The following is a 17,987-nucleotide window of genomic DNA, read 5'->3' on the forward strand; positions in this document are numbered from 1 at the left end:
GAGGCGCGTCATGAAACTCTACGGTTTTGCCGGCACGCGTTCGCAGCGCGCGCTATGGGGCCTCAAGGAAGTCGACGCCGATTTCGAATTCATCTCGGTCAATCTGCTCGAAGGCGAGCACAAGCGGCCCGAATACCTGCGCATCAATCCCGCAGGCAAGGTGCCCGTGCTGGTCGACGGCGACCGCGTGATTCCCGAATCGGCTGCAATCGTGCTGTATCTCGCGGATAAATATCCGGAGAAGGCGTTGTTGCCCACGGATCTCGACGAGCGCGCGCAGGCGTATCGCTGGACCCTGTTCGCAGTCACCGAACTGGAACAGCCGCTCTGGAGAATCACGCGGCACTCGTTCCTGTATCCACCGGAAAAGCGCAGTCCCGCCGATATCGAACTCGCGCGGGAGGACTTCAGGAGCATGGCCGCGGTGCTCGAAAAGCACCTTGAAGGACGCGAGTTCATCGTCGGCAACAAGCTCTCTGTCGCCGACTGCGTGACCGTTTATCTGATGGACTGGGCCAACGAAGTGCAACTGTTGGAAGGCTTCCCGCGTTTGCAGGCGTATCTCGAACGGCTCTACGCGCGCCCCGAGGCGCCGCAGCGCATAGCCGAAGCGCGCAAGGCCGCGTAAATGGAAAACGGCCCAATCGGATCTCGCCGATTGGGCCGCCTGGTTACCGCGTTACGCCAAATCAATGCGCCCGCGCGTGCTCATGATCCACATGCGTGCGCGGCTGCGTCACCGTGCTCACCACCGCAAGCACGATCACGTTCACGAACAGCGCAAGGAAGCCGATGTTGACGTCCTTGAGCGAGTCCGGCGCGAACGGAATCAACTGAGCCACGCTTACGTGTGTGAGTGTCGTGACGATCACCACGAGCACGCCCGCCACGATACCGCAGAACGCGCCTTGCTTCGTCACGCGATTGCGCGCGGAGAGGCTGCACACCATCGCCGGAAACAGCTGCGTGACGAAGTTGTAGCCCATCAGCAGCAGCGCGACGATGGTTTCACCGCCGTTGAGCGTGAAGCCGACCGCCACGAGCGCGATCACCGGCACGAAAATGCGCGCGAGCTTCGCGACTTGCGCGTCGTCCGCGCTCTTCGCGAGGCCGCCGCGATAGATGTCGTTGGCGAGCAGCGTCGAAGCCGTAGTGAGGATCATCGAGCCCGGCACGAGTGCGGTGAGCACGCCCGCCGCGCCGATCACGCCCACGAACCACGGATCGAACGTTTGCAGCGCGAGACGGAAGAGCGAGAGGTCGATGTCGCCGCCCTTGAGGCCCGGTACCTTGAGCACGGCCGCGAAGCCGCAGAAGAAGACGAACAGCAAGATGAGCTGATAGAGCGGCAGGATCATCGCGTTGCGGCGGAAGATGCGCTCGTTTTTCGCGGTGTAGACCGACATGAACGTATGCGGCCACATGAAGAAGCCCAGCGCCGTGAGCAGCACGGTGGACTGGAACCACGTCACGCTCTGGCCTTTCGCCGGGAACGTGAGGAAGCCGGGCTTGGCGGCGTCGATGGCGCGGAACATCTCGCTCAGGCTGCCATAGTGGTGAATCGGCAGGTAAATGCCGAGGAACACGGCGATGGCGAGAATCATCGTGTCCTTCACGACCGAGTTCCACGCGCAGCCGCGCACGCCCGAAACGATCACGTAGCACGTGACCACGGCCGCGCCGATCCAGATCGCCGCCGTGGAGGAGATCGCGCCATACGAGGCCGTCGTCACGATGATGCCGAGGCCCTTGAGCTGCAGGACGAGATACGGCACGAGCGCGAGCACGCCCACGCACGCCACCAGCACGCCCAGCGCGGGGCTCTGATACTTGCGCGCGAAGAAGTGCGGCTGGGAGACGAGCCGGTGCTGCTTGGCGAAGCGCCATACGGGCGGCAGCATCCAGTACGAGAGGATATATGCAAGCGTGCCGTAAGCCAGAATGTAGTAGACGGGCGCGCCCTTGCCATAGGCGAAGCCGCTGCCGCCGAGGAACGTGAAGGTCGTATAGATCTCGCCCGCCATCAGCAGGAACACGAACGCGGTGCCGAAGCTGCGGCCGCCCACGGCCCACTGCTCGAGATTCATGTCGTGCCCGCGGCGGGCGCGCATGCCGAGGTAGAGCGCGACGAAGGTCATCGCCGCGATGATGATGAGGGCGCTCATGGCCGCACCTCCGCATCTGCTTCGCCCGAAAGCCGGTTGACCGGGTCGAGCCGGTAGACGATCCCCATGATCACCGCGGCCAGCACGACCCACATGACGATCCACGCGAGCACGAGCGGCATGCCGAGCACGAGCGGCTCGGTACGGTTGACGAACGGCACCCCTAACAGGATGCCGATAAAGGGCAAGGCAGCGAGCAACCGCAGTGACATGGCAACTCCTCTTTCATATGAGAAGAAAAGAAACGTCGCGTCGGGGTGCGAGGCAACCCACTCTATGCTTGTGACCGCGCCCCGTAAAGCTGCCAAAAATACTAAAAGGCTTGTCGTGGATATTGGTGCAACGCGCCATTTTTTAGGGCGTCGGGCGACATCGTTCAGGCACGCCAAGCGCCGATCCGGCTACACTTCTCGCAGCCCGGCGCGCTTTTTGCGCATGCCCTTAACGGATCGACTCCATGATCGAGAGCCTGATTTCAGACATCCTGTTCGGTTTCACCGGACTCATCAGCATCATCAATCCCTTGAGCGGTGCTTTTGTTTTTCTCGATCGCACCACAACGCTTACCGACGAAGAGCGGCGCCTGCTCGCCAAACGCGTGGCGATCAACGCGTTCTTCGTGCTGGTCGGGGCGTTTTTCGTCGGCACGCCCATCCTGCATTTCTTCGGCATTTCAATGGAAGCGCTGCGTATCGGCGGGGGCCTCGCCGTAGCCGTGGCCGGCTGGCAGATGCTCAACGCGCCCGAGCCGGAGCCGCCCGCGGTCGATCATCCGGTCAAGCCCATGAGCGCGAGTTCGGCTTCCGGCAAGGCGTTTTTTCCGCTGACCATTCCGCTCACCACCGGCCCGGGCTCCATCGCCACGGCCATTGCGCTGAATGCCAACCGCACGCACAAGCTTTCGGCGTGGCTGCTATCGAGCTTCGCGTCGCTCGTGATCTCCGCGCTCGTCATGCTCGTGATCTATTACGTGTACAGCCGCGCTGCGCGGCTTTCGCAGTACCTGGGTGTGGAGGGCACGCGCGTGGCCATGCGCGTGTCGTCGTTTCTGCTCCTGTGCATCGGGGTGCAGATCATACTGACTGGCCTGACCGGCTTTCTCACGCCGATCGCCGACCTGCGCGCCGCGAAGTAGCGGCGCTTTCAAACGGGCCGGCGTACACAAGCGTCCTTACGCGAAGGAGACCATCATGTGCCGCTGGCTCGCTTATAGCGGGAACCCCGTGCAACTCGAAACCGTGCTGTTTCACGCACGGCATTCGCTGATCGATCAAAGCCTGCATTCCACCAAAGGCGCGACCACCACGAATGGCGACGGCTTCGGAATGGGCTGGTATCAGGACCCGCACGACATTCCCTACCGTTACCGCAGCGTGCATCCCGCCTGGAACGACCGCAACCTGCGCGAACTGGCGCGCGCGGTGCGTGCGCCCATGTTCGTTGCGCACATTCGCGCGGCCACGCATACGCCGGTGCAGGAAACGAACTGCCATCCGTTTCGCCACCGGCGCTGGATCTTCGCGCACAACGGCCTGATTCGCAGCTATCCGCTGATGCGGCGCGATCTGCTGGTCGCGATCGATCCGGGCCGCTTCAATGCGCTCGAAGGGTCGACGGATTCGGAAACGATGTTCTATCTCGCGATGACGTTCGGTCTCGAAGTCGATCCCGTTCTCGCGCTGGAACGCATGGCGGGTTTTGTCGAAGAAACCGCAAAAAAGCATGGCATCGAGCCGGCGCTCAACATGACGGTGTGCGCATGCGACGGCGAGCAGATCGTCGCCGTGCGCTATTCGAGCGAGCGCAATTCGCGCTCGCTTTTTCACACCACGGCGTTCCGGCATCTGCGCGAACTGTATCCCGATGACCCGCGCATCATTGCAGCCGGCGACGACGCATATCTGCTCGTTTCGGAGCCGCTTGGCGATGCACCCGATGTATGGGCCGAAGTGCCGGAATCGACGGCCATTGTCGTGCGCGGGCCCGAGGTCGAGTACCGGCCGTTCGTGCCGGTCGCGCCTTGAAGCACCCTAAGGCGCCTCAAGACGCCATCAGTCGACGTCACGCTCCGCGGCGCCTTTGCCTTGCCGCCGCGAGCGCGAGCACCTCGTCGAAGAGGGTGACGTCCACGGGCTTCACGAGATGCATCTCGAAGCCCGCTTCACGCGTGAGCTCGACATCGGCGGCCTGGCCGAAGCCCGTCATCGCGGCGAACAGCGTGTGCTTGAGCGGCGGCAGCGCGCGCAGGGTACGCAGCGTCGCATAGCCGTCGATCTCGGGCATGGCGATGTCGATGAGCGCGGCGTCGGGCGTGAAGCCGTCCACTTCCTCGCGCGCGTGGGCGGCGCTGTAGGCTACGCGTACGTCGTGCCCTTTGAGTTCGAGCAGCATGGCGAGGCTGTCCGCCGAATCGCGGTTGTCGTCGACCACGAGCACGCGTAGCGGCGGCACGCCGGCTTCGGCCAGCGAGGCAAGCTCGGCCGGATCCGGCTCGAGCGGCGGCGGCTGCGCCGCATGCACGCTCTCGCGCGCAAACGGCAGGCGGATCGTGAACGTGCTGCCTTTGCCCGGTCCGTCGCTCCTCGCCGAGATGGTGCCGCCATGCAGCTCGACGAGCGAGCGGCACAGCATGAGGCCGATGCCGAGACCGTTTTCCGCAGGCCCCGGCACCGAGCGGTCCTGGCTGAAGAGGCCGAAGATCGATTCGTAGGTGCCGGGCCTCAGGCCGCGGCCTTCGTCGCGCACCTGGATCTGCACGGCGCGTGCGGCGGAACGCACGTCCACGACGATGCGGCTGCCGTCGGGCGAGAACTTCGAGGCGTTGTGCAGCAGGTTCTGCAGCACCTGCACGAGGCGCGTGTGATCGCCCGTCATGGTGAGCGTCTCGTCGGGCATCTGCACGTCCACGTGCTGGCCGCGGGCCGAGGTGAAGGGCTGCGCCGCGTCGATGGCGTGCGCGACCACTTCGCGCAGATCGAGCTGCGCCTCGCGCAACTCGATTTTGCCCGAGGTGATGCGCCCGACGTCGAGCAGGTCGTCCACGAGCCGCGTGAGGTGCACGATCTGGCGGTCGATCATGTCGCGCGCGCGCTCGATGTCAGGGCTCGGCGCATCCATGAGGCGCATCGTGGCCACGGCGTTGCGCACCGGCGCGAGCGGGTTGCGCAGTTCGTGCGCGAGCAAGGCGAGAAATTGCTTCATCTGCTCGCTCGAATGCTCGAGTTCATCGGTGCGGCGGCTTTCGGTCATGTCGCGCGTGACCTTGGCGAAACCCGTGAGCTTGCCGTGGCCGTCGTGCACCGCGGTGAGCGTGACGTTGGCCCAGAACATCGAACCGTCCTTGCGCACGCGCCAGCCCTCGGTCACGACCCGGCCCAACTCCTTCGCGCGGCGCAGGTCGCGTTCGGGCTGACCGGTGGCGAGCTCGTCGGGCGGATAGAACACGGAAAAATGCTGGCCGACGATCTCGGCCGGGCGGTAGCCCTTCAGGTTGGTCGCGCCGGAGTTCCAGCTCACCACGTGGCCCTGCGGATCAAGCATGAACATCGCGTAGTCGCTCGCGCTTTCCACGAGCAGGCGAAAGCGCTCTTCAGAAAGGCGCAGCGCCTCGACCTGGCGGCGTTCGGCGGTGAGGTCGCGCGTGACCTTTGCGAAGCCGGAGAGCGAGCCGTCGCGATCGCGCAGCGCCGTGATGACGACGTTGGCCCAGAACATCGAGCCGTCCTTGCGCACGCGCCACCCTTCGTCGTTGAAGCGTCCGTGCAGCGCGGCCTGCTCCAGTTCGTGTTCGGGCCAGCGGCGCGCGTTGGCTTCGTCGGTGTAAAAGCGCGAGAAATGCTGGCCGATGATCTCGTGCGGCTCATAGCCTTTGATGCGGGCCGCGCCGCGATTCCAGCTCACGATGTAGCCGTGCGGGTCGAGCAGGAAGATCGCGTAGGCCTCGATCGGCTCCACGAGCGCTTCGAAGCGGCGCTCGTTGTGGCTTTCGGCGGCGGTCTGCGGGGCGATGCCGGAGTCGGGCGTCGTCATGGTCCTCGGGTCTGTCATAGGGCCTGTTCACAAGATTGACAGGCTCTGGCCTCTTGAATGGACGGCCCGCGCGCAGCGGGCGCCGCAGCTTACCACGCGCGCTGCCCTGAGCGGTCGTACTTTTCGGCCATTGCCGGAATGCCTGCGCGCACGTGGCGTTCCGCGCGACGCACCTGGCGGGTGAGCAGCACGACGTGCGGCGGCACCACGCGGCGTGCGCGCAACGTCCAGAACGCGCCACGCAGCAGCGCCACGCCCGCCGGCCCGAGCGAGCGCTCGCGCGCGAACACGGCGAGCGCGCGGCCGGTTGCCGCGATCGCATCGCGCGCGGGCAGGCGCATCCAGGCCACCCAGGCGGTGTTGCGCGCGAGCGCGCATTGCTGCGCACGCGTGAACCAGCGGTAAAGCGGTTCGCGATGCGCGATCGCCTGCTCGCAATAGATGATCTGGTGGCCGGCCGAAAGCATGTCGAGCGCGGCCAGCTCCTCGGCGCCGCCGTGTGAAAGCCGCTCCTCGTAACCGCCGAGCGCGCGGAACACGGCCGCGCGGAAAATGCACGCGCCGGCCATGAAGTTCGCGAGCGCCGGCCCGGCCTCGCTCTCCGCGCCAGGCGACGTGGCGGCGAGCATCAGGCAGGCGGGGTGAATTTCGCGCTCGTCGCCGCTCACCACGCGCGCGTTGAGCACGGCCACCTGTGCGTGGGCGTCGAGCAGTTGCGCCGCGCGCACGAGCGCGCCGGGCGCGAACCAGGTGCTGTCGTCGCAGCACGCGACATAGTCGGTGCGCGCGAGCAGCACGGCGCGATTGAAGCCGGCCATGCCGTGGTCGCCCAGCGACTGGACGATGCGCACTTGCGGAAATAGCGACGCCAGCAGGGAGACGGTGGAATCGGTGGAGCCGTTGTCGGCCACGATGACGTCGGGGTGTTCGGGAAGGGCGGTGAGGCGCGCGACGGTATCGATGATTTGACGCACATGATTGCGCGTGAGGACGACCACCGTCACGCGCGGCGCGCTGGGAGTTCCGGGGGCATGGGCGGAGTCGTTCATCGCAGCAGGCGGCGAAAGCCAGCCGGTGAGTTGTCGAATTGACCTATGTCAGCATACGCCGATGGCGCGCGACATGCAGTACATGACGTGCGCCAGAGGCGGGGCGGCGCAGCGGCGGTGCTGCACTGCACAGATGAGCGATGCGCAATTTTCGCGCCGCGTCCGGCGGCGCGCGCGCAATCAGTCCGATCCGCGGCTCGATCAGCGCTCAGTCGCGAGCGCAGACTTCGTCAAGGTGGTCGAGCAGGTCGGCGGGATCTTCGTACACACGCAGAGCGCCCGCGCGTTGCAGTTCCTCGGTGCCGTAGCCTCCCGATTGCAGGCCGATGCCGAGCGCGCGGCAGCGCTGGGCCGCGAGCATGTCCCAGACGCTGTCGCCCACCACGAGGCAGCGCTCGATCGGCACGTTCAACCGCAGCGCCGCGGCGATGAAAAGATCCGGGTCGGGCTTGGCGTGACGCACTTCGTCGCGCGTGACCACCGTCGAGACGGATGGGTCCACGCCGAGCGCCTGCAAGTTCACGGACGCCGTGGCGAGCCGCCCGCTCGTGGCGATTGCCCAGGGCACCTGTGCGGCGGTGAGCGTGTCGAGCAGCGCGCGAGCGCCCGGCAGCGGGCGTACCTGGTCGGCGTGGCGGCGATAGGCGTCGGCGTGTAGTTTTTGCAAGCGCGCGATGCGCTCGGGCGCGATCGACTCATGCGCCTCGTGCGTCTCGCGCAGCAACTGGTTCATGAAGAGCCCGCCGCTCATGCCGATGCGCCGGTGAATGCGCCACACCGAAAGCTCGATGCCGTCCGCGTCGAGTGCTTGCTTCCATGCGAGCACATGTTGATAAACGCTGTCGACGAGCGTGCCGTCGAGGTCGAACAAAAAGGCCGTTTCGTTGCGCATGGGTGGCTCCTTTTGCAGCACGACGATCGCGCTGCGGTGGCGCAAAAAGTGTACGCCGCGCGCGCATGGCGTGCGCCGCGGTGGGCTTGCGGCGTCGCTTCAGGGCGCGCTGGCCGCAGCCGCGCCGGACGCCGCCGGTGCGGCTTGCGCGGCGCCCGTCTGCGGATACATCTGCAGCAGCACGCGCAGTACGCCGTTGGTCCATCCAAAGCCGTCCTGCAGCGGATATTCGCCGCCGCCCGCCGAAGACGCCTTCGTGGCCGACGCGCTCACGTCGTACTTCTCGACGAGCTTGTGCGTGCGGGAGTAGTAGGCGAGGTTCGTCGCGATCCAACGCGTGGCGATTTCCTGCGCCAGGTCCTGTTCGCCGTAGCGGCGCAGCCCCATGACCGCGAGATATTGCAGCGGCGCCCAGCCGTTCGGCTCGTCCCATTGCTGGCCGGTCGCGACCTGCGTGGTGGCGAGGCCGCCGGGGCGCAGCAGTCCGGCGCGCAGCGCGGCGGCCACTTCCTGCGCCTGGGCTTTCGTCGCGACGCCCGCGTAGAGCGGGTAGACGGTCGCCGCCGTGAGCCGGTGCGTGAGCGTGTGGTGCGCGAAGTCGTAGTCGCTGTACGCATGCAGTAGCGGGTCCCAGAGCACGCGGTCGATGGCGTCGGCGCGTTGTTGCGCGCGCTTCGTCATCAGTTCGGCCTCGCGTGCGTCGCCCTTCAGGCCGTAGGCCTTCGCGAGCGTGCGTTCGAGGATCACCATCAGCGAATTGAGGTCGACCGGCGCGAGCGAGGTCACGTCGATGGTCGAGAGCGTGCGGCCGTCTGCGAGCCAGCGCGAGCTGTAGTCCCAGCCCGTTTCCGCGCCCGCTCGCAGGTTGCGCCAGAGGTCCGAAGCGTCGCGCTGCGGCGTGGCTCGCGCGGTGAGGATGTCCTCGCGATACGACTCGTCGCGCGGGCGGTTGCGTGCGTCCCAGTAGCGGTTAAGCAGCGTGCCGTCGGGCAGGCGCACGAGGTGGCGCGCGGCGTGGCCGGGCTTGAGCGTCTGCGCGCCGGCCATCCAGTAGTCGTATTCCTTGCGCAGTTGAGGCAGGTAGTGGAGGTACACGGCGTCGCCGTCTTTCTCCGCGACGAGGCTCACCATCTGCGCGAAAAACGGCGGCTGCGAGCGGCTCAGGTAGTACGTGCGATTGCCGTTCGCGATGTGGCCGTAACGGTCGATCAGCGCGGCGAAGTTGTTCAGCTCGTCGAGCGCGAGTTCGTGGCGGCCGCTCGCTTCCAGGCCGAGCATGATGAAGTACGAATCCCAGTAATAGATTTCGTTGAAGCGCCCGCCCGGCACGACGTAGGCATAAGGCAGCGGCAGCAGCGACGAATACGGATTCGGCTTTGCGTCGGGGCGGCGGCTCAGCACGTTCCAGAGCGTGTCGATGTGGCCGACGACGTCCTGGTTTGGATCGGAAACGTAGTGGTCTTCGGTTTGCGCCGGGGCCGTGAAGTACTGGTTCACGAACTGCGTGAGCGCGGCCTTGCGCGCGGCATTGTCGTGCTGACCCGCGTGCTGCTGGCGCCAGCGCTCGTAGGCGGCCGTGATCTGGCTCGGGCGCTCGTTGGGCAGCATGTCGGCAAACGTCTTGCTGTCGGGGAAGATCTGCGCGAGCTGCACGTCGTGATAGAGGCGGCCGTAGAGGTCGGCGGGCGTGGCGGGCTGGCTCTCTTTTGCGGCGTCATGCTGCGCTGGCGAGCGAACCGGCTTCGGTGATTGCGCCGGTTTTTGTAATTCCTGCGCGTTGGCTGGCGCGCTCGCGGAGGCCGCGGCGTCGGCTTGTGCGTCGGCGGCATAGGCGGTTTGTGCGAGCGGCCATGCGAGGCACAGCGCAGCGGCGAGTGTTGCGGCGAACGGGATGGGGCGAGATTTCGTGGCGGATTCGGGCGTGCGGGAGCGGAACGGGAAAGACATGGCCTTGATGTTTTTGATGGGCGAGGAGCGCGCCCGCGCACGAACCTGGGCGCAGGCGAAGCGTGCCAATGAGCAATTTCCGTTCCGCGCAACGGGTACGCGAGACGGCCGGCGACCGCGGCATTATTCAAAATCGGGATAGTCCATATTCTCCATATCGCGTTGCGCGATAACGGGCACAGCGGCGAAACTTGCCAAAAATCAATTCAAGCAACGCCGCATAAGGAGACATCTCATGCGCACTCAGGTTGGCATCATTGGCGCCGGGCCCGCGGGCCTGCTTCTTTCCCATCTTCTGCATTTGCGTGGCATCGACTCGGTCGTGCTCGAGTTGCGTGGCCGCGAGCAGATCGAATCGACCATTCGTGCCGGCGTGCTCGAGCAAGGCACGATGGACCTGCTCACCGAAGCGGGCGTCGGCGCGCGCATGAAGGCCGAAGGCGCGGTGCATCACGGCTTCGAACTTGCGTTCGAAGGCAAGCGCCGCCGCATCGATCTCACTGGCCTCACGGGCAAAGCCATCACCGTCTACGCACAGCATGAAGTGCTCAAGGACCTCGTGGCCGCGCGCGTGGCCGCGGACGGCAAGCTCTTCTTCAACGTCTCGAACACGTCGATTCACGGCGTCGAAACCAGCACGCCGTCAATCCGCTTCACGCACGAAGGCGAGGAGCACGAGCTGCACTGCGACTATGTGATCGGCTGCGACGGTTTCCACGGCGTGTCGCGCGCCTCGATTCCGGCGGCGTTGCGCCAGGACTACGAGCGCGTGTTCCCGTTCGGCTGGTTCGGCATTCTCGTCGAGGCGCCGCCCACGTCCGACGAGCTGATCTACGCGCGGCACGATCGCGGCTTCGCGCTCATCAGCACGCGCTCGCCGAACGTGCAGCGCATGTATTTCCAGTGCGATCCGAAGGACAACGTCGATAACTGGTCCGACGATCGCATCTGGGCCGAGTTGCACGCTCGCGTCGATTCGCTCGAAGGCCACCAGGTGGTGGAAGGCAAGATCTTCCAGAAGAACATCGTGGGCATGCGCAGCTTCGTTACGACCACGATGCAGCACGGCCGCCTCTTTCTCGCGGGAGACGCGGCGCATATCGTGCCGCCTACCGGTGCGAAGGGTCTCAATCTCGCGGTGGCGGACGTTCGCGTGCTAACCGCGGCGCTCGTCGCGTTCTACAAGGAAGGCCGCACCGATCTGCTCGATGGCTATAGCGAAACGGCGCTGCGCCGCATCTGGCGCGCCGAGCATTTCTCGTACTGGATGACGCGCATGATGCACCGCCTCGACGACGCCACGCCGTTCGAGCAGCGCCTGCAGGTTGCCGAGCTGGAACACGTCACCACGTCGCGCGCTGCCGCAACGGCAATGGCCGAGAACTACGTGGGCGCAGTTGCGGTGTGAGGTAAGCGCAACGAATGAAATGGCCGCGCGAGTCCCGAAGGGCTCGCGCGGCTTTTTTGTGCCCGGCGTCGAGGGCTTCAAATCGCCGCGAGCGGCACGATGCCCAGTTCGTTCGCGATATCGGCGAAAGGCTTTCTCACGGAGTCGGGCAGAACGATCGTCTGCATGTGCCGCGCGCGATTCTCCGCTTCGTACTGGCCAGGGTACTGCACCGGCTGCGCCGGGTCCTGCGGCGGGCAGCTGAGCAGATAGTCGAGGAACGATTCGACCTCCTGTGAGCGCCACGTCGTGTTGAAATCCACCTGCGGATCGAGCACCAGCGCAAACAGATTGTTGGTCGCGACGCCATTGCGCGGATTGTCCGGATGGATCGTGCCGCCGCCCGAGAGCACGCCCGCGAGCAGTTCCGCCACGAGCCCGAGCGCATAGCCCTTGTGCAGGCCGAACGGCAGCAGCGCGCCGGGCGGGTCGGCGAACAGCACGTTCGGGTCGGTGCTCGGCTGGCCGTTCGCGTCGATCACCGAGCCGTCGGGCGCCGGCAGACCGTTTTCGGCGAGCACGCGCGCCTTGTTCACGGCAATGGCGCTCGTCGCGATATCCACGACGAAGGGCGGCCGCCCGCCTGGCAGCGGGCCCGCGAAGCACAGCGGGTTGGTCGTGAGCCGGGGCTCGCGTCCGCCGAACGGCGCGACGGTCGGCGCGCGATTCACCACGTTGGTGAATGCGAGCAGCACGTAGCCCTGTGCCGCGACCATTTCGCCGTAGTGGCCCATGCGCCCCAGGTGATGGCTATGGCGCAGCGTCACGATACATTGCCCATGTTCGTGCACGCGAGCGATCGCGTCTTCCATCACGACCTTGCCCACGTGCTGGCCGAAGCCGCTGTGGCCGTCGTAGCCGATCAGGCCGCCGCGGTCGACGACGCGCTCGGCGCGGCCGTCGGCGGTGACGAAACCCGCGGCCAGCACGCGCTTGTAATTAGGCAGGATCGACAGGCCATGGCTTGCGTAGCCCACGCGGTCGGATTCGATCAGATGGTCGGCCACGTCGGCGGCGATGTCTTCGGGCACCGAGACGTTCGTGAGCACGGCCGTGGCGAAGCGGCGTGCGTCGTCGATATTGACTTCCATGAGCGGCTCCTCGCAAACAGTGCGGTCGGGTGCAGCGTTCAGATCCAGCCGAGCCAGCGCCACCATGTCGCGGCGAACAACAGCAATAACACGTAGCCGACGACGGTCAGCACGATGCCCACCCGCGCAAACTGCTTCGCCGTGAACGTTTCGGTGGCGAGACACACCATGTTTTGCGGCGCGTTGATCGGCAGGATGAAGCCGAAGCTCACGACGTAGCCGAGCAGCATGGTGAGACCAAGCCGGTTGAAGTCGCCCTGCATGGACTGCAGCACCGACACGAGAATCGGCAGCATCGCGGAGGTGAGCGCCGTTGCGCTCGCAAAACCGAGGTGGATGAGGATGAGGAAGGCCGAGAGAATCGCGAAGGCCATGAATGGCGTGGCGGTGTCGAGCCCCGTGTGATGCGCGACGAGGTCGCCGAGCCATTGGCCCGCCTTCGTCGTGAGCAGCGCCGTGCCGAGGCTGATACCCACGCCGAACACGATCACCGTGCCCCACGGAATGCGGCTTTGCACGGTCTTCCAGTCCATCACGCCAAAGCGCGGCAACAGTAGCAGCACGAGCCCGACGTAAGTGACCGAGGTGGTGTCGAACGGGTGCAGCTTGCCTTCGGTCGCCCAGAAGAGCAGCAAGCCGATGGAAACACCCAGCAGACGCTTTTGCGGGCCCGTCATGGGGCCGAGTTCGCGCAGCGAGGCCTCGACGGCTTCCTTGCCGCCCGCGATAGCGTCGGCTTCGGGCGGCAGCATCTTCAGCACGATGAAGAGCAGCGCCGCCGACATCACGATCGCCCAGGGCGCGCCCGCAATGAGCCAGTCGAGCCACGTGACACGCGCGCCGAGCATCTTGTCCATGAAGCCGATGGTCAGCAGATTCTGGGCGGCGGCGGTCTGGATGCCGACGTTCCAGATGCTCGTGGCCTGCGCGACCACGATCATGATGCCCGCCGCGATGTTCGAGCGCTTGTCCACGCCGAACGCCGAGATCACGCCCACCATGATCGGCACGACGCAGGCGCTGCGCGCGGTGGCGCTCGGCACGACGAGCGAGAGCACGATGGTCACGGCGACCGCGCCGATCAGGATGCGCCGCGTGGTGGTGCCGATGAGCGAGAGCGTGACGAGCGCAATGCGCCGGTCGAGACCGGTGACGGTCATCGCTGCGGAGATGAAGAGTGCGCCGGCCACGAGCGCGAGCGCGGAATTGGAGAACCCCGCGAGCGCCATGCTGATGGCTTTGTTGGTGCCGTAATCGACAGCGGGGTTTTCGATGGTGGGTGCAGTGCCCACGAGAAACGCCATAAGCGAGGTGATGATGATGGCGCTCGCTTCGTACGATACCGCTTCGGTGAGCCAGACGACCACGGCGAACGCGAGGATGGCGAGCATGCGCTGGCCGGCGGGCGGGAGGCTATCGGGCAGGGGCAAAAGCAGTACGACGACGAGCGCGATCACGCCCGCGATCAGGCCCACAGGTATGCCTTTTTTCTGCGGCGCGGCGCCCGCGTTGGCGGCTGGCTGGGGTGCGTTCATGGCGAAGACTCCATGTTGGGCATGCACGCAGCATGGCTCGCGATGGCTTGCGGCAGAGCGCATGCAGCGTCGATGGCGGCGGTGTTCCGGCTTGCGAACGAGTCAGCGCATTCGCATCGCGGATGGTACTGCCATTCGACCGATGAAGCGTTTAGTGTGTACGGCGGGGGCGGCGGAGCGCGAAGGAAGGGCAGCGTTCAGGCATGCTGCGGGAGATGCGGGCAACTCGATGGGGGAGGCGTTTTAACCGGCAAGGCAGCCGGTTAAAACGGCCGTTGACGCGAATTACTGGCTGGAGCCAGCAGCTTTCTTCTGTGCTTCCTGCAGGTTTTGCGGATAGTTCGGGTCGTTCAGCGCCGGCTTGTAGCCCGCGTCTTCCAGCTTCTTCAGTTCGGCATTGTTCTTCGCGCGGGCTTCCTTGCGCTCGGCTTTGCGCTGCGCTTTGGCCTGAGCCTTGGCCTGTGCTTTCTGTTCCTTGGTGAGCGGTTGCGAGGCCGTGGCCGCGGCAGGTGCGCTGGCTTCCGTTTGCGCGAACGCCGGAGCGGCAACGCCGATCAGGAATGCGGCGGTCGCCGCGGCGAGAGTCAGCTTGCTGGTGGTGGAGCGCATTGATTCCCCTATTGATTGGTTTGAACGGCTTACCCAGGGCTGGGAAGACGGGCGCTGGCCGCGGCGCAGGAAGCAGCAGCCAGTGCCCGTCGCTCAATGTAATCGATCCACAACAAAGACGGTAGCAAGCGCTGACCCTGGCTTCCATCCAGGCATCTGCGCCGGCTTCAGCGGGCGCTCAAGCACCAAGCTTCGCGGCCGCCGCCGCGACTACGCGTGCACGCGCGGCGAGCGACGCGGCTGTCTGCGCGCGCAACCTTTCCACGATCGCACGCGGCGCGCTGGCGGGGTCGCCCGCATCGAACGGCGGCGCGGGCGCGTACTCGAGTTCGAGCTGGAGCGCCTGGGCGTCCTCGTCGCCGATCAGTTCGGCGGCGAGCGTCAATGCGAAATCGATACCCGCCGTGATGCCGCCGCCGGTCAGCACATTCCCGTCGCGCACCACGCGCGCTTTCACGGGCAGCGCGCCGAGCGGCTCCAGCAGTTCGTGGAAGGCCCAGTGCGTGGTCGCGCGGCGTCCGCGTAGCAGCCCGGCCGCGCCGAGCACGAGCGCACCCGTGCAGACCGAAGTGACGTAGCGCGCCGTGCTCGCCTGACGGCGCAGGAACGCGAGTGTCTCGTCGTCGCGAATCAGCTGGGAGACGCCGCTGCCGCCCGGCACGCAGATCACGTCGAGCGGCGGGCAATCCTCGAAGGTCGTGTCGGGCGTGAGCATGAGGCCGGTGCTCGAGCGCACCGGATCGAGCGTCTTCCAGATGAGCCGAGCCTGGGTGTCCGGCATCGAGGCGAGCACGTCGTACGGGCCTGTCAGGTCGAGCTGTTGAACGTTGGGGAAGACGAGAAATCCGATTTGCAGTGCCATGTAGTGTTCCCGATCAAGGGTTGGCTGTCGAAAAGGGCTGGCGGTATGCCGATGAATCGGAAGTCACTGTAATCTCGCCCCGGCGCACAACCATGCCAAAAGCCGCGCAAAAACTGCCAGCGGTGCGCGAGCCGCAACCGGAAAGCATCCAATGATCAATACACGCGCTGCCGTTCAGCCACCGCTTAATTTTCGGCAACTGAAGCAGCGCGTTGCCTGCTTCACACTCAGGCCGGCATCTTGCGGAACGTCACCGCGATGCGGTTCCAGCCGTTGATCGCGATGATCAGCAGCGTGAGGTCGGCGATCTCCTGATCGCTGAAATGCGGCTTCACGCGTTCCCAAACTTCGTCGGGTACGTGCGTTTGCGCGAGCAGCGTGACCGATTCGGTCCATTCGAGCGCCGCGCGCTCGCGCTCGGTGAAGAAGGGCGTTTCGCGCCACACCGATACCGTGGCGAGCCGCCGATCGGTTTCGCCGCCTTTGCGCGCGTCCGTGGTGTGCATGTCCACGCAAAATGCGCAGCCGTTGATTTGCGAAGCACGCAGGCGCACCAGCTCTGCGAGCGGCTTTTCGATCGAGCTTTTGCTCGCGCGCTCTTCGAGCGCAATCATGGCCTTCGTGCCTTCCGGGTTGGCTTTGTAGAAATCCAGACGTGCCTGCATGAGCGTTCACCTGTCGAGTTGAATGGCGTGGCGCTGTCGTCGACAGCGCGGTTGAAAACGATGCGTTGGCCCCGCAGACTGCGTAACCACAGGTGCACTTTAGGCGTTGCGCTGGCGCGTTCACATAGCCATTCTGGCAATATTTCGGGTGACCACTTTCACCCCTTCGAACGCTACCTGCAGCGTCATCATGGAACTCCACGTCACCGTGTCGGGCCGCCGCGACCTCGCCGGCCAGATCTATCGCCAGCTGCGCGACAGCATCGTCGACGGCCGCCTGGCCGGCGGCACCCGCCTGCCGTCCACGCGCGATCTCGCCTTGCAGCTCGGCGTTTCGCGCAAGACCACGCTCGACGTATTCGAGCGCCTGCTCGCCGAAGGCTATCTGAGCTCGCGGCGCGGCTCGGGCACATTCGTGTCCGACACGCTTGAACGGCTGCCCGCGCGCGAGCACGGTCATCCGAATCCGCAGATACGCGCGGCCACCGCGGCTATCACGCCTGCGCGTGCCGGGAAGGCGCCGCGCGTGGCGCAGGCCACGCCGTGGTGGCAGGCGCAAGCCCAGGCGTTGCACAGTTCGTTGCCGCGCCTCGACACGCGGCTCGCTTGCGACTTCGCAGGCGGCGTTACCGACAAGTCGCGCTTTCCCTTCGACATCTGGCGGCGTTGTATCAACGACGCGCTGCGCGTGCAGGCGCGCGGCTATGGCATGTATCGCGATCCGGCGGGCGAGGAGAAGCTGCGCCTTGCGGTGTCGCGCTATCTCGCCTTCAACCGTGCGGTGCAGGGCAACTGGCAGGACGTGATCGTCACGCAAGGCGCGCAGCAGGCGCTCGATCTGCTCGCACGCGTGATGCTGACACCGGGTGACGTAGTCGCGGTGGAGGACCCGGGCTACCCGCCCGCGCGCGATATCTTCGCCGCGTTGGGCGCAAAGGTCGTACCGGTGCCGGTGGATCGCGAAGGGCTCGTCGTCGCGAGGCTGCCGAAGGCGGCGCGGCTCGTGTACGTGACGCCTTCGCACCAGTTTCCGCTCGGCATGCCGATGAGTCTCGAACGGCGCGTCGCGCTGCTCGAATGGGCGCAAGCGTGCGGCGCGCTCGTAATCGAAGACGACTACGACTGCGAATACCGCTTCGAGGGCCGCTCGATGGAGCCGCTCAAAAGCCTCGACAACGGCGGGCTCGTCGCCTACGTCGGCACGTTTTCGAAGACCATGTTCCCCGAGCTGCGCGTGGGCTACATGGTGCCGCCCGCCGCGCTGGCCGCGCCGCTCGCCCGCGCGCGGCAGATTGGCGACGCCCACGGCTGCGTGCTCACGCAGACGGCGCTCGCCGACTTCATGCTCAACGGCCATTTCGCACGGCATTTGCGGCGCATGCATCAGACGTATTCGCAGCGCCGCGACGTGCTGCTCGCGCATCTGCGCGGACCGCTTGCGCCGTGGCTCGAACCCGTCATGCCGAACACGGCGGGGTTGCACCTGGCGGCACGGCTCGTCGCGCCGCTCGACGCCGCCGCGCTCGCGCAGGCCGCACGCTGTGCGTCGATCGGCCTGCATCCGCTCGTGCCGTTTCATCTCGAAGCGCCTGTGCAGAGCGGTTTTCTATTCGGTTACGGTGGGGTCGACGCCGAGCGTATCGACGCCGCGTTGACGTCGCTCGCTACGCTGCTGCACACGCTTTGACTGCATTTT

Annotated in this window: 16 protein-coding genes; 5 read left to right on the top strand and 11 right to left on the bottom strand. The window is 65.8% G+C overall.

Annotation, left to right across the window (positions count from 1 at the left end; genetic code table 11):
* Window positions 1–10 precede the first annotated feature (10 nt).
* Window positions 11–628, top strand: coding sequence for a glutathione S-transferase family protein (locus E1N52_RS25590; protein WP_133185606.1), 618 nt, complete (start codon window positions 11–13; stop codon window positions 626–628).
* Window positions 629–689: 61 nt separating this feature from the next.
* On the opposite strand, the gene E1N52_RS25595 is transcribed toward E1N52_RS25590, so the two are convergent.
* Window positions 690–2,165, bottom strand: coding sequence for a sodium:solute symporter family protein (locus E1N52_RS25595; RefSeq protein WP_133185608.1), 1,476 nt, complete (start codon window positions 2,163–2,165; stop codon window positions 690–692).
* Entirely contained in the window at window positions 2,162–2,377 is a 216-nt protein-coding gene (locus tag E1N52_RS25600) for a DUF3311 domain-containing protein (protein ID WP_133185610.1), read from the bottom strand. Before E1N52_RS25600 ends, E1N52_RS25595 begins: the two co-directional genes overlap by 4 nt.
* A gap of 245 nt (window positions 2,378–2,622) precedes the next feature.
* Between E1N52_RS25600 and E1N52_RS25605 the strand changes: the two genes are divergently transcribed.
* Both E1N52_RS25605 and E1N52_RS25610 read left to right on the top strand, forming a co-directional pair.
* Window positions 2,623–3,300, top strand: a complete 678-nt coding sequence (locus E1N52_RS25605) for a MarC family protein (RefSeq protein ID WP_133185612.1) — start codon at window positions 2,623–2,625, stop codon at window positions 3,298–3,300.
* Between the two features lie 55 nt (window positions 3,301–3,355).
* Entirely contained in the window at window positions 3,356–4,189 is an 834-nt protein-coding gene (locus E1N52_RS25610) for a class II glutamine amidotransferase (RefSeq protein ID WP_133185613.1), read from the top strand.
* 37 nt (window positions 4,190–4,226) lie between these two features.
* On the opposite strand, the gene E1N52_RS25615 is transcribed toward E1N52_RS25610, so the two are convergent.
* The 4 genes from E1N52_RS25615 to treF form a co-directional block, all read right to left on the bottom strand.
* Window positions 4,227–6,212: a PAS domain-containing hybrid sensor histidine kinase/response regulator gene (locus E1N52_RS25615; RefSeq protein WP_133185614.1), complete on the bottom strand. Its 1,986-nt coding sequence runs from the start codon at window positions 6,210–6,212 to the stop codon at window positions 4,227–4,229.
* Window positions 6,213–6,283: 71 nt separating this feature from the next.
* Window positions 6,284–7,243 carry a glycosyltransferase family 2 protein gene (locus tag E1N52_RS25620; RefSeq protein WP_133185615.1) on the bottom strand — a complete coding sequence of 320 codons (960 nt, stop codon included), beginning with the start codon at window positions 7,241–7,243 and terminating at the stop codon, window positions 6,284–6,286.
* Window positions 7,244–7,451: 208 nt separating this feature from the next.
* The gene (locus E1N52_RS25625) at window positions 7,452–8,135 is read right to left on the bottom strand and encodes an HAD family hydrolase (protein WP_133185616.1); all 684 of its coding nucleotides are present in this window, start codon (window positions 8,133–8,135) and stop codon (window positions 7,452–7,454) included.
* Window positions 8,136–8,234: 99 nt separating this feature from the next.
* Window positions 8,235–10,082, bottom strand: a complete 1,848-nt coding sequence (gene treF / locus E1N52_RS25630; RefSeq protein ID WP_133185617.1) for an alpha,alpha-trehalase TreF — start codon at window positions 10,080–10,082, stop codon at window positions 8,235–8,237.
* Between the two features lie 235 nt (window positions 10,083–10,317).
* Between treF and E1N52_RS25635 the strand changes: the two genes are divergently transcribed.
* On the top strand, window positions 10,318–11,490 hold the full coding sequence (locus tag E1N52_RS25635) for a 4-hydroxybenzoate 3-monooxygenase (RefSeq protein ID WP_133185618.1): 1,173 nt from the start codon (window positions 10,318–10,320) through the stop codon (window positions 11,488–11,490).
* Between the two features lie 77 nt (window positions 11,491–11,567).
* Here the strand turns inward: E1N52_RS25635 and E1N52_RS25640 are convergent, their stop codons facing one another.
* The 5 genes from E1N52_RS25640 to E1N52_RS25660 all read right to left on the bottom strand — a co-directional run bounded on the left by E1N52_RS25640 (window position 11,568) and on the right by E1N52_RS25660 (window position 16,291).
* A complete protein-coding gene (locus E1N52_RS25640) occupies window positions 11,568–12,620 on the bottom strand; it encodes an Ldh family oxidoreductase (RefSeq protein ID WP_133185619.1) in 1,053 nt (350 codons plus the stop codon).
* Window positions 12,621–12,658: 38 nt separating this feature from the next.
* Window positions 12,659–14,155 carry a DASS family sodium-coupled anion symporter gene (locus tag E1N52_RS25645; RefSeq protein ID WP_133185620.1) on the bottom strand — a complete coding sequence of 499 codons (1,497 nt, stop codon included), beginning with the start codon at window positions 14,153–14,155 and terminating at the stop codon, window positions 12,659–12,661.
* A 285-nt stretch (window positions 14,156–14,440) separates the two neighbouring features.
* Complete coding sequence (locus E1N52_RS25650) at window positions 14,441–14,764, bottom strand: DUF4148 domain-containing protein (protein ID WP_133185621.1); 324 nt, start codon at window positions 14,762–14,764, stop codon at window positions 14,441–14,443.
* Window positions 14,765–14,942: 178 nt separating this feature from the next.
* Window positions 14,943–15,626, bottom strand: coding sequence for a DJ-1/PfpI family protein (locus tag E1N52_RS25655; RefSeq protein WP_133185622.1), 684 nt, complete (start codon window positions 15,624–15,626; stop codon window positions 14,943–14,945).
* A gap of 227 nt (window positions 15,627–15,853) precedes the next feature.
* Window positions 15,854–16,291: a carboxymuconolactone decarboxylase family protein gene (locus E1N52_RS25660; protein WP_133185623.1), complete on the bottom strand. Its 438-nt coding sequence runs from the start codon at window positions 16,289–16,291 to the stop codon at window positions 15,854–15,856.
* Window positions 16,292–16,481: 190 nt separating this feature from the next.
* Between E1N52_RS25660 and pdxR the strand changes: the two genes are divergently transcribed.
* Complete coding sequence (gene pdxR / locus E1N52_RS25665) at window positions 16,482–17,978, top strand: MocR-like pyridoxine biosynthesis transcription factor PdxR (protein ID WP_133185624.1); 1,497 nt, start codon at window positions 16,482–16,484, stop codon at window positions 17,976–17,978.
* Window positions 17,979–17,987: the final 9 nt, after the last annotated feature.

The sequence above is a fragment of the Paraburkholderia guartelaensis genome (assembly GCF_004353905.1).
Classification (GTDB): domain Bacteria; phylum Pseudomonadota; class Gammaproteobacteria; order Burkholderiales; family Burkholderiaceae; genus Paraburkholderia; species Paraburkholderia guartelaensis.